Source organism: Paenibacillus sp. JCM 18996, assembly GCF_055392555.1.
This window is the reverse complement of the sequence record NZ_AP043884.1, coordinates 397,382-410,140: the sequence shown is the minus strand read 5'-3', so window position 1 is coordinate 410,140 and position 12,759 is coordinate 397,382. Positions and strand designations below refer to the sequence as shown.

Below are 12,759 nucleotides of genomic sequence, written 5' to 3'. Positions count from 1 at the left end.
CATTTTAAAAGGGCAGCGTTAGATCCGGGAGGTAGCGCACCAAACGTTCCTGCCATGCTCCCTGGTGATAGGACTCGTGGGCGACCATTGAAAGCTCTTCCACCCATCCGAACGACCAAGCGTTCTTCGGCAAGTCGGGCCAATGCTGAGTCACCTTGGTGTCGCCGTCCATCAGCCGTCCGCGGTACAATGCGATATCCAGCAGCTTGGCAGCCTCATCACGCCGGATAAAACCGTCGGCATAGAATTTGCCGTCCTCCCGTCCTTCGAGGTAGCCGAGGGCTCTCGCGGTAGCGATATCCTCCCTCGCCCAGTGGTACCTGGTATCCTCGAAATTGTCCAGCTGAACCGCGTGGATTCCGCGAATCCGCAGCAGCAGCACGGACAACTCGGCGCGGGTGATCGGCGTATCGGGGCGGAACTGACCGTTGCTGCCGTTCATCCAGCCCGCTTGGGACACCTTTTGAATGTAAGATCGGGCCCAATGGTTTGACGGAACATCCGTGAAGGATCGGTCGGACGGCTTCTCGGCGAGATGCTCCAGGCGGGATACGATGGCCGCGGTCTCTGCGCGAGTCAACAGCCCGTTCGGATGAAAGCCTCCATCAGGATAACCGTTGAAGGCCGGCTGATGAATTTCCGTTCCCACTTTCACGCGCACCGCCGGCGTTTGCACGACTGCGCCATTGTTATCGCCGTCATCGCCCTCGCACGAGACATCGATCCAATTGCCGAATGCTGCGTCGCCTTTTACTTTCAGGTTAAAATGAATGACACCCGCGCTGCCGGCCGCAACCTCTTGTAAATTCCACTGCAGCACCCGCGCTTTAGCGTCCCACACTCCGCCCCCGCTTTCCTCAATGTCAACCTGCTCGGAAATTTTTACTTTCAGCCAAGCTTTATTCAAGCTTTTCTTTTTGACGTTGTGGTATAAAATGTGGTACGAGACGGTGCCCTTTGGGGTGGCGGCCTCCTGATCGGCAATACACTGCACGTCAAATTTGTCGTACTTGCCGGACCTGTCAGAATCGTCATCGTTCTTGTGGCTGCCTTCATGTTCGTTACGGTTTTCCTGCCTGTCACGGTAGCCATGATCATCATCGGCCAACGCGCGGCCAACGGGGGATGCGAGGAAGCAGGTGCCTGCAAGCAAAACCGCCAATCCGACAGACAGACCCTTTCGAAGCAAACTCACTATGCTCATCACTCCTTCATTTTCAGAGATACATGAACATACATATGAGCTTTGCCCGTGTTTTATGAGCCTGCAGTCAAGGGACCTCTTCCATTTAGCTCATAGCCCCGAAAATCCATTAGCCCGCTCCTCGGCTGCATGTTTGTGTTTACCATATAAAAGAGGCTGTCCGAAGACAGCCCCATAAGGATTAGTTCATTTTGCGGCGCATCCACATCAGAGAAGCACCCAGAAGAATAAAGAGCAGAGCTAATACATAAGTTCCGACCGGCATGGATTCGCCGGTTTGCGGCAGCGAGTTGACCGCGGATACCTGTTCGTTCAATGCGGGAGCTGCGGCATCGGAAGGGCTCATGTTCATATCGGCCGGGCCCATGACCGCGCTCACTGGAGCACTTGCTGTCTCTACCCCTGGAGTGACTCCCGTTTCGGTTGGGGTGCTGCTGTTGTCCTGAGGACCCATGACTCCGCTCACTGGAGCTGCAGCCGTTGACCCATTATTGGAACCGGTGTCATTATTCGTTGCAGGTCCAGGGATGGTCTCCAGGTTAGGTCCCGCCGTGCTGCTTGGAGCCATCACTGCGGGTAATACGCTAACCAGTGCAGGGCTTGAGCTGCCAGTGTTGTTCGTAGCGGGCAGGACAGTGTATCCGATGCTGCCTGTGTTACCACTGTTTCCGCTGTCGCTGGAACTAGAGCTGCTGTCACTTGGAGCTGACACGGAAGTGACAGGCGTTGGAGCCGGTGCCGGTGTTACAGGTGTGCTGCTGCCGGCGTTGTTTTGGTCTTTCTCCACCGTCTTCGATTCAATCAGGACGCCGTTCACATATAGTTCAATGACCGCACCTGCAGCCAGCTTGGTTGGGAAGTTCAGTTCTCCGTTAGCGTCTACAGTTACATTACCGGTCATTTCCGTGCCTTTGACCTTCCATATCAAACTGAATTTTTCGTTGGCTTTATTCTGCACGTGCCAGATTTGCTGACCTTTCTCGTCTAATTTCAGGAAAGCAAGAACCACAAGTTTGTTTGCCGTTGTGCATACCTCTTCGTTAGCCAAAGAGATCTTTTGGCCTCCCGGCAGGGTTGCGACCAGCATGTTGCTTCCTTCAACATTCGCTGTCACGAGAATCTCTTCACCGGCTTTAATCTTGCTTGTTCCTTTTTGCGCGGTTCCTTCGATTATCCAGTCCAATGTGATTTCAGCCTTCTCGTTGTTTTTCAGCTTCCAGGTTCTGTGAAGGGCCGGGAGATCGGAGCATACTTTACTGATTTCTACAGGAGCAGCCGCTGGAACTTTGCACTTCTCCATATTATCTACTTTGTATGCTTTTAGCAGATTGCCCGGATGTCCATAATCCTTATTCAGATGCTCGATGACAGCGCCTTTGTAGAAGTCCAATTGAAACGGGCCGCAGTCAGGGAGTTTAACGTAGACATCATGCTCGCCTTCGCCATAAAAAGCTGTCGTATTGTCAACAACCGTCTGCAAGTCGTAAGGCTTCCCGTCTTTCTGCACCTCAGTGCCTGCGGGATACTGATAGCTGGTGAAGCTCATCTGCACACATGACCCCTGGTCCACATTAAAATGAACTTTTGCTTTACCGCTCTGGTCTTTGTCTGTTACACTGATAGTGACACTGTTGACATGATCGAGTCCGTCGTTCTTGGGAACGGTGCACACCGCCGGTGCTTTGGGTCCTCCTGTTACTTGGCCGTTAGAGGAAGGCCCTGCCACCGCAAATTTTTTCTCCCAACCTGCCGCCTTGATCAAGGCATCGATTGTACCTGCTTTCCATTTCCCCTCTATTTCATACCATAATTCCAGCTCGCCCGAGTTATCCAGGCCATCGTAATCCAATTCGATTTCCTGTTCCTCGACATTGGATGCTTTGCTTGACTTAGGCAGCACAATGACGTTTCCTTTAGTGCTTCCTTTAGCTACCACCTTGGCGTCAGAGCACAAACCGAGATGGATTTTGCCAGCAGGACGGCTTTTATCAAGCTTTACAAAGTAGGCGAAACGCGTTTTATTCTCGGCTTCGATGTAATTGGAGTTCTTGAATTCAATCGAAGATTCGTTATCAAGCCCCCCGTAAGTAGCATCGGTTACGGATTTGTTTACCAATGCCGTGCCCTTGTTTTCCGCGAAGATGGTCGAAGCAAAGCTGAAGAAGGCCAGAATACAAGCAAGCAGCATCGAGAGGGGACGCCGGTACGATGTTTTCATACATACACCTCGTTTATCATATTTTATTTTGAAAGAACAGTACTGCAAAAGCAGACGGCGTCGCGGCACTTACAGGCCTACCAGCTAGGACCGGGCTTCTAATCCGCTCACATAGGTCCTTCCCCCTCTTCCCCAATGTATGTAACTGCAGATCCTGAAACAGGGACTAACCGCCCTGAATTCGAGCCTGCGTAGGAAGGTATTACCAATCTCCTGAGATTGTATTAAACACGATTACACTGTTTTAAACCATTCGTTTTTTTAAAATTTTTCCGGGATGAAGATTAAGGGCTATCTTACCAGAAGCAGCGGCTTTTAGTAGGATAGCCCTAAGGCCATGGCACCAATTTAACAATACCTCAACAATACCTTTGGATAATATTAACATCACTCCTTGGGTTCAAATGGTACGATGACGTCAGACGAGCTGCCCTGCTTGTCTGAGATTACTCATTTCTAAGGAGGTAGAAGACATGTTGTTGAGGTTAGGCATTCACAACAAGATCGCACGCATGATACTGTTGCTCACTCTCGTCCTTGGTCTTACACAATCCTGGTACATCTCGCCCACGGCAAAAGCGCAAGTAGCGAATTATGTAGTGGTAAGCGAAATTTACGGCGGTGGCGGCAACAGCGGCGCAACATTCAAAAATGACTTTGTCGAACTGTATAATCCTACCCTTCAATCCGTTTCATTGGCTGGCTGGTCAGTCCAGTATGCATCTGCGGCAGGAACGACATGGAGCGTCACCAAGCTCAGCGGAAACATCCCCGCCCACGGTTACTACTTGGTTCAACTGGCTGCAGGCAGCGGAGGAACAGCAAGCCTTCCGCAAGCGGACGCGACCGGAACCACCAACCTGTCGGCGACCGCCGGAAAGGTCGCCCTTGTCAACAAAACTACGGCGATATCAGGAAAAAGCGATCCCGGCGTTATCGATTTCGTCGGGTATGGAAGCACCGCCAGCGCCTTTGAAGGAACCGCTCCCGCAAAGGCCCCAAGCAATACCACAAGCGTCGAACGCAAAAATAATGAAGGCATGGACCCTAACGGAGCAGGCGCCGGCAAAGGCAACGGGTGGGACACGAACGATAACGCAAGCGACTTTGTAGTCAGCCCGCCAAATCCGCAAAACTCCAGCAGCCCGGCAGAACCGGTTTCCGGCACTCCGGCTCCGGCTCCAACCCCGGCTCCGACGGCTTCCTGTGTGAAGGGCTCTAACGGAATTTCACATATGATTTACGAAATACAGGGGACCGGGGATGTTTCTCCTGTGGTGAATCAGAATGTCGTAACGTGCGGAACGGTCTATGCGATCGAACAAAACGGATATTGGATGCAAAACCCTAATCCGGATCAAGATCCTCGCACTTCCGAAGGAATTTACGTTTACCGGGGCACATCCGGCACAGCCGGGGTACATCCGGGGGACATTGTCACTCAAGCCGGACAAGTGACCGAGTACTACGGTCTGACCGAGCTGTCGGCAACGGGCTCCAACCCGAATGTGCTGGGAACCGGGCCGCTGCCTGCGCCTTTTGAAATTACGCCCCAGTCCGTGCCGGATCTCGCTTCTTTAGAGCACTTGGAAGGTATGCGTGTGCTGGTGCCGTCGGCGACAGTGGTCGCAGGCAGTAACCAGTACGGCGAAACGTTTGCAGTTGCCGGCACAAATGTGACGAGCCGGGTGAGCCGAAAAGATACGACAACACCGTTGTTCAAGTTTAAAGATGCTTTCGGCAATAAAATTGACAACGCGTCCACCTTCGACCAAATAACCGGAAATCCCACAGGCCCTTTAAGCTACACATACGACAGCTATGCGGTTCTATGGCAGGACGGAGCGGCCACGGTGAAGGACACCGGCAACACGCAGAACTCCCTGGCAGCCGGCACCGCAGCTCAATTGACAACAGCTTCTTTCAATGTCGAGAATTATTTCAATGCCGGCTCCCTGGTTTCGCCGAACGATCCGAATTCGGTCGTAACACAGCAGCAGTTTGATACCAAAACGGCCAAGCTTTCTTTCGCCATCCGTCAATCGCTCGGCAGCCCTGATGTGGTGGCTCTGCAAGAGGTTGAAAATTTGACGGCACTGAATTCCCTGATCGCTAAAATCAAGGCTGACGGGGGTCCCGCTTACAGCGGCTATCTGATTGAAGGCAACGATTCACGCGGAATCAACGTCGCTTATATTGTAAAGCAAGGTCTTTCTGTGCTTGGCGCCGAACAATCCGGGAAAACAGCGACTACCGGCTTAAGCGGCTGCGGCCCTTCGGGCACCGACCTTCTTTTCAGCAGACCGCCGCTCACTCTGCACGTTCAAAGGGCGAATGGGGAACAAGTCTCATTGATCAACAACCATTTCAAATCCCGAGGCGGAACCGACCCTTTGAATAACGAATTCCGCGGCTGCCGGAACGAACAAGCCTCTTATGTTGCAAATCTGGCGAATCAGGAGGCTGCCCGTGCGGGATCTCCTAGCGTGATCGTGCTGGGGGACCTGAATTCCTTCGAGGATGAAGAGGACTTGGGCATTCTGCAAACTCAGGCAGGGCTGACCAACCTGGTTTCCAATATTCCCGCAGGCCGTGACTTTAGCTATATCTATAAAGGCAAAGCCCAATTCCTTGATCACATCCTGGTAAGAGGGGCATTATCCACCAAGCATTCCAGTACGGACTCAGCCAAAATCGATCCGGATTTTCCAATGATACATTTGAATGATGCAACCACGCCTCTCCACGTTTCGGACCATGATCCGATTCGCTCGACATTCAATTAGAGGACTACGGCAGTAACCGTTATCTCCGGCCCCTTAAGGCTGGTAAAAAAGGACCGTCAGGAACAGATCATCCTGACGGTCCTTTTTGGTGCTAAAGTTTGTGCTGGGAGGGAATGAGTATTCCCTGTTCTCTCTCACCTGTGCTAATCTTCTATTCTGGTCCCATCCTCGTTGTATAAATAAAAGCCCCTGCCCGTCTTCCTGCCCAATGTGCCGGCCTCTACCATCTTCACAAGCAGCGGACAGGGGCGATACTTGGAATCGTGGAAGCCATCATAGAGCCCATGCATCGTGGCGAGAAGCGTATCCAGACCGACAAAATCGGCTAAAGCGATCGGTCCCATCGGATGGTTGGAACCCATTTTCATCGCCGTATCAATATCGTCAGGCGCCACGCCTTCCATCACCAGAAAAATCGCTTCGTTCATCATAGGCACCAGCACGCGGTTCACGATAAACCCCGGGTAATCCTTGCATTGTACAGGGGTCTTTCCTATAGCTGCGGCGAATTCCATCATCGTTTCAAACGTCTGGTTGGAGGTAAGCAGTCCCGGTGTGACTTCCAGCAGCCTCATCCTCGGCACGGGATAAAAAAAATGGGCGCCTATCACCTGCTCGGGCCGGCGTGTGACCGCCCCTAATGCGGAAACCGACAGGCCTGAGGTGTTCGACGCCAGTATTGCTTCCGGTCCCGCGGCTTCGTCCAGCTGCTTGAAAACCTTCTTCTTCAGCTCCAAATTTTCCGGAACGGCTTCAATTACAAGATCGGCGCCAGCCAAGGCATACATATCGTCAGCTGCGCTTATCCTGCCTAATGCCGCGCCCGCCCGGTCCACCGTCATTGTTCCTTTTTCCACCCTCCGTGCCAGCAACCGTCTGATATTCGCGAGGCCTTTCTCCAGCTGTTCACCGGAAATGTCCACCCAGATTACTTCATAATCCGCCTCAGCAACGACCTGCGCGATTCCCGAACCCATCAATCCTGCGCCGACCACTCCCACTTTGCGTATTTGCATCTTTACAATCTCCTTCGTTATAGATAAAATAGCTCCCCTGACTCGGTTTATTGCAATCCAACCGCTTCAGCCAGCAATTCCACCAAATGCACCGCGCGAACCTTATCCTGCAGCCCTTCCCTTTGGATCCCCAAGTTCATCTGCATCAGACAGCCCGGGTTGGTCGTAACCACCAGAGAGGCTTTGGTGTCCTTCACATGGACCATTTTGCCGTCCAGAATTTTCATCGACTCGTCAAAATTGACGATATTATAGATTCCGGCGGAACCGCAGCACAATTCGGCATTTTGCATTTCCCTAAGCTGAATCCCGGCAATTTGCTTGATCAGTTGAAGAGGCGGCTGTTTCACCTTCTGAACATTACTTAGATGGCAGGAGCGCTGGTAAGTGACCGTGCAGTCCATCTCCTTCTTCCACTGCAGCCGTTCGCCGAACACCAAAATCTCGCTGATGTCCCTGGACCTGCCGACAAATTGGAGCGCCCGGCGGTGCCAATCGGGATCGCCCGCGAACAGGTGGGCATATTCCATAAGCATGGCACCGCAGCCGCCGGCGTTGTTCACGACAAAATCAAACGGTTCCCGCTCAAACGCTTCAATGTTCTGTTTGGCCAGGCGGACCGCCGTCTCCTTCTCTCCCGCATGCATGTGCAGCGCCCCGCAGCAGGTTTGGTTCGCGGCAACGACAACCTCGCATCCGGCCAAACTGAGCAGTTCCACAGAGAGCCTGTTGATCCGATGAAAAAAGGCATCCATCACGCAGCCCTGGAAAAAAGCCACCTTGTATTTTCTCCTTCCGGACGGCTGAAGTCTCGCAGGAGAAGCCTTTCGCTCCCGGGGCGAAGGCACATCCGGAAGAACCGCCTCAAAATCGCCCAAATGCCAGGGCAGCGCCTTCATGATTCCGGATTGGCGCGCCAGCCTGCGCAGTCCGCTTTTTTGGTAAGACCACATCAGATTCCCGATGCGCCGCATCCGCTTTGGCTGTGGAAACAGCTGCTCGAATACCATTTTTCGAATAAATTTCACAGGTTTGGAGTAGGTTTTGCGCTGTTCCAGCGTTTGCTTGGCTCCTTCGAGGATCGCGCCGTATTCCACCCCTGTCGGACAGGCCACCTCGCAGGCGCGGCATCCCAAGCACAGATCTATCGGTTCCTGCAGTTGGGAAAGATCGCTTAACTTTCCTTCGGCAGCCATTTTGACCAGGTTGATTCTTCCCCGGGGCGAGTGGGTTTCTTTTTCCATCGTAAGATAAGTGGGGCATACGGGGAGGCAGTAGCCGCACTGCACGCAGCTAAATGTTTTGTCGTAATTCAACGATTTCTGCAGCTGCTTCAGGTCGGCGCTCATTCCGTCAGCACCAGCCTTTGGCCGGGTTCAGGGAAAATTTTGCCCGGATTTAAAATGTTATTGGGATCCCACGCCTGTTTGATCCGCTTCATCATATCCAGTCCGGCGGCTCCGAGCTCCATCTCCATGAACGGCGCCTTCATCGTGCCGATCCCATGCTCGCCGGATAACGTTCCTCCCAACTCTACGGCGGCCTGGAAAATTTCCGCCACCGCCTGCTCCACCCGCTTCATTTCATCCGCATCCCGCTTATCCGCAATAATATTCGGATGCAGATTGCCGTCCCCTGCGTGTCCGAACACCACAAGATGGACATCGTATTTGTCCCTGATTTGCCGCAAACGCTCAAACATCGCCGGAATCCGGCTTCGCGGCACCGTGGCATCCTCCGATATTTTCGTAGGCTTGATCTTGACAATCGCCGGAGACACCAGCTTGCGGGCTTTCCATAACTCTTCCTTTTCCGCCGGCGATTTCGCGATGCGAATATCCCTGGCCCCCGCCTCGCGGCAGATTTCGCCGATCTGATGAATTTCATCAATGACCGCCTTGGGATGGCCATCCACCTCGATCAGCAGGATTGCCTCCGCGTCGACGGGCAGATTCGAAGGCTGGTAATTTTCGACGGCGACGATAGAGGCTTGATCCATCAGCTCCATTTTGGCAGGCAGAATCCCGGAAGTAAGCACCTTCGAAATGGCCCGGCCCGAGTCGAGCAAATCGTCGAAAATCGCCATCATCGTCTCGGAAGCCGGAGGCAGGGGAATCAACCTGAGGATGGCCTCCGTAATAACGGCCAATGTGCCCTCCGAGCCGACGATCAGCTTGGTCAAATCATAACCGGTCACATTTTTTACGGTACGCCCGCCGGTCCGGATGATTTCTCCCTCAGGAGTTACGACCTCAAGGCCAATCACATAATCCTTGGTCACGCCATACTTTAATCCGCGCGGTCCGCCGGAATTTTCGGCCAAATTGCCGCCAATCGTAGACACGTGGGAACTGCTCGGATCGGGCGGATACATCAGTCCCCGCTTCTCCGCCTCCCGGTGGATTTGAGAAGTCAGCACCCCGGGGGAGACGATAGCGATGAGATCATCCGTATCGATGACGAGCTTGTGGTTCATCTTCGAAAGGTCGAGCACAATGCCTCCCTTGACAGGCAGCGGACCACCGCTTAAACTGGTGGACTGCCCCCGCGGGCAAACGGGAATAAGCTCGCGGTTTGCCAATTTGACGATTTGGGATACCTCCTCCGTTGTACGCGGCTGCACCACAATGTCGGGCATATACGTGCCAAAGGAAGCGTCAAAAGAATAGCTGGCCAAATCTCTTTCTTCAGTCAGTACTCTGGAAGGTTCAAAGATCCCGCTGATTTGCTCGATGATCCGTTGGTCCAGCAACGGTAATCCCTCCTCTCGTTAAGCATTTTATAGTTCAAGCCGCCCCCCGGCTCCGAATGTGAGCTCCACGGATCCCTCCATGATTTCAATTTTGGAATCGTCTCGTATCTGCTGTAACACCGCTTCGGACACCCACATTTCATCGAGATGAAGCGTATTGTGTATGATAATGAGCTCCAGGGAGGAAGGTTCGGCTAATCTTAGCGTGGCCACAGCGTTCTCGATAAGCTCTTTATCGGTATCAAAAGTCATGGGAACCGCTGCACGGACAACCAGCCCGGAGGTCATGCAGTTTAAATAAGTAGCTTCGCGATCGATCCTGGAAACCAGGCGTTTCGTTGTAAAATCCGCCAGGCCGACCCCTGTCGCGTTACCATGGGAAGGCTCGGAAAGGTCGAGGACACCCAGATATTGGATGGCAGGTTCCGCAGGTTCAGGAACACCTTGTATGCGCAGCCGTCCGATGATATTCGTGTCCATTCCGGTGCCGCTGTAGTTTTTGCCCATTTCCTTCACGATGCACAAATGCAGCCTCTTCACCGGCAGCTTCGGCATGTAAGACTTGGCAAACGCAAGCAGCTCCTTTTCCCGCTCCCAAAGGTCGGGCTTGGGTATCCCTTCGATATGGGCGGTCTCCTCGTATTCATTCTCAACAATCGCGATACCGCCGATAATTGGGACTTGCTCCAGAATGACGCCGGCAATCGCCGGAATGGCCGCAGCCATTTGCCCGACTCCCAGGCTGTGGACCATCGAAGCTCCCTTCGCCCTTCCCATGCCTACGGCCATCATTTTCATGATCCCGCTCTCATAATCCCCGCGAAAAGAAGTATGGGGTTTAATGCGGTTAACGACAATGACCCCATCTGACGCCATGGCTTCCTCGGCACAAAACACCGGCAGTCCTTCAATTCCGTTGGTTGTACAGCCAAGCAGCCGGACCTCGTCTGAACAGGAGACGGGAACACCCACTCGGTCAGGGGTAATTCCCAGGCTCTCCAATATCTCCTGCTGCCCGTCAGGCTCGCCCCTTCCGTGGCTCCCCATGCAGGCGAACAGAAAGGGCTGCAGCTCACGGCTTTTGAGCTGGGCGACGAGCGACGCGAGAATAGGCACAATGTTGGTAATGCCGCGGCTTCCTGCCGTTATCCCTATCCTTGAGCCGGGCGCAAGATTGGCTCGGTCCGGAGGGAGCAGCCGGTTAACAGCCTGCTCGACCCCGGCTTCCACACTTGCCGGCTGCGACCTGGCAAACTTTTGCTTAATCCGATAGACCGGGGGTAAAACACCCAACTAACGTCCCCTCCTAGATCGTAATCGACATGAATTTCGTTTCCAGGAAGCATTCGATACCTTCTTTCCCGCCCTCGCGGCCTATGCCGCTTTCCTTGAATCCGCCGAACGGCGCCTGCGCCGTGGAAGGAGTTCCATCATTGATACCGACAATGCCGTATTCAAGCTTTTCCCCGACCCTTATTGCCCGTGACAGAGATTCGGTAAACAGATAGGCGGCTAACCCGTAAACTGAATCGTTGGCAAATCGAACGGCTTCTTCTTCTGTCTTGAATGTAACTACCGGCGCAACCGGACCGAAGGTCTCCTCCCGCATTATGCGCATTTCGGCAGTTACGCCGGCCAGGATCGTAGGCTGATAGAAATAGCCGGCATCCTCCTCATCCGAGCGATGGAACCCTTCTCCCCCGCAGACGAGCTGAGCTCCTTTGTTCAGGGCATCCCGGACATGCTCGTGTACTTTTTCATAACCGGCCTTGTCAATCAGCGGCCCGACATTCGTTCCAGCCTCCAAGCCGTTGCCCAGCTTCAATGCCTTAACTTCCTCATTAAATGCTTTGACAAACCGGTCAGCCACGCCTTCCTGCACGAAAATACGGTTGGCGCAAATGCAGGTTTGGCCAGCATTGCGAAATTTGGAGGCGATAACTCCCTTTACGGCGCTTTCAACGTCAGCATCATCGAAAACAAGGAACGGCGCGTGGCCGCCGAGCTCCAGAGATATATTTTTCACCGTGTCGGCCGCCTGCTTCATGAGCAGCTTTCCGACCTCCGTCGAACCCGTGAACGTAATCTTTCTGACCCGGGAATCCTGCATAAAAGCCCGCCCGATTTGAACCGCGTCGCCCGTCACTAGATTGGCTGCGCCTTTAGGAAAACCGGCTTGTTCCAGCAGTTCAAATAATTTCACCGCCGTCAAGGGAGTTTGCTCCGCAGGCTTCAGAATACATGTACAGCCTGCCGCAAGCGCCGGAGCAATCTTTCTCGTCACCATCGCCGCCGGAAAGTTCCAGGGCGTAATCGCGGCCACAACCCCAAGAGGCTGTCTCAATACAACAATTCGTTTGTTTCTGGCTGACGCCGGAATCGTGTCGCCGTATACCCGCTTCGCTTCTTCAGCATACCACTCGATAAATTTGGCTCCGTAGCTGATCTCTCCTTTGGCTTCGGCCAGCGGCTTCCCCTGCTCCATCGTCAGCGTTGCCGCCAATTCGTCCAAATTTTGCATAATCAACTGGTACCATCTCATCATATAACCGTAACGTTCCTCCGCAGTATATACGGACCATTCCGCAAAAGCATTGTGCGCAGCTCCAATCGCCCGCTCGGCTTCGGCAAATCCCCCATTCGGCACACTGCCCACAAGCTCTCCTGTGGCGGGATTGAGGACCGCAATATAATCTCCGTTATCCGGCTTCACCCAAGCACCGTCAATAAACATCAATGAATTCGCAATCCCGGTATTCGTTGCCATAAGCTCCTCACCCTTT

8 protein-coding genes are annotated in these 12,759 nt (G+C 53.4%); 1 reads left to right on the top strand and 7 read right to left on the bottom strand.

Features of this window, described 5'->3' with window-relative positions; all coding sequences use genetic code 11:
• Window positions 1–4: 4 nt before the first annotated feature.
• Window positions 5–1,195 (bottom strand): S-layer homology domain-containing protein, encoded by a 1,191-nt coding sequence (locus ACZ5N7_RS01965; RefSeq protein ID WP_464656916.1) that lies wholly within the window; start codon window positions 1,193–1,195, stop codon window positions 5–7.
• Between the two features lie 190 nt (window positions 1,196–1,385).
• A complete protein-coding gene (locus tag ACZ5N7_RS01960; protein ID WP_464656914.1) occupies window positions 1,386–3,422 on the bottom strand; it encodes an LPXTG cell wall anchor domain-containing protein in 2,037 nt (678 codons plus the stop codon).
• Between the two features lie 473 nt (window positions 3,423–3,895).
• On the opposite strand from ACZ5N7_RS01960, the gene ACZ5N7_RS01955 reads away from it, so the two are divergent.
• Window positions 3,896–6,208: a lamin tail domain-containing protein gene (locus tag ACZ5N7_RS01955; protein ID WP_464656912.1), complete on the top strand. Its 2,313-nt coding sequence runs from the start codon at window positions 3,896–3,898 to the stop codon at window positions 6,206–6,208.
• Window positions 6,209–6,351: 143 nt separating this feature from the next.
• Here ACZ5N7_RS01955 and ACZ5N7_RS01950 read toward each other — a convergent pair whose 3' ends face one another.
• Genes ACZ5N7_RS01950 through ACZ5N7_RS01930 form a run of 5 tightly spaced genes read right to left on the bottom strand, consistent with a single transcriptional unit; the run spans window position 6,352 to window position 12,743 of the window.
• Window positions 6,352–7,224 carry a 3-hydroxyacyl-CoA dehydrogenase family protein gene (locus ACZ5N7_RS01950; RefSeq protein ID WP_464656910.1) on the bottom strand — a complete coding sequence of 291 codons (873 nt, stop codon included), beginning with the start codon at window positions 7,222–7,224 and terminating at the stop codon, window positions 6,352–6,354.
• A 47-nt stretch (window positions 7,225–7,271) separates the two neighbouring features.
• Window positions 7,272–8,573 (bottom strand): (Fe-S)-binding protein, encoded by a 1,302-nt coding sequence (locus ACZ5N7_RS01945; RefSeq protein ID WP_464656908.1) that lies wholly within the window; start codon window positions 8,571–8,573, stop codon window positions 7,272–7,274.
• A complete protein-coding gene (locus ACZ5N7_RS01940; RefSeq protein WP_464659108.1) occupies window positions 8,570–9,973 on the bottom strand; it encodes an FAD-binding oxidoreductase in 1,404 nt (467 codons plus the stop codon). The genes ACZ5N7_RS01945 and ACZ5N7_RS01940 overlap by 4 nt, the downstream gene beginning before the upstream one ends.
• Before the next feature lie 30 nt (window positions 9,974–10,003).
• The gene (locus tag ACZ5N7_RS01935; protein ID WP_464656907.1) at window positions 10,004–11,269 is read right to left on the bottom strand and encodes a nickel pincer cofactor-dependent isomerase, group 22; all 1,266 of its coding nucleotides are present in this window, start codon (window positions 11,267–11,269) and stop codon (window positions 10,004–10,006) included.
• A 13-nt stretch (window positions 11,270–11,282) separates the two neighbouring features.
• Window positions 11,283–12,743: an NAD-dependent succinate-semialdehyde dehydrogenase gene (locus tag ACZ5N7_RS01930; protein ID WP_464656905.1), complete on the bottom strand. Its 1,461-nt coding sequence runs from the start codon at window positions 12,741–12,743 to the stop codon at window positions 11,283–11,285.
• Between the last annotated feature and the right edge of the window lie 16 nt (window positions 12,744–12,759).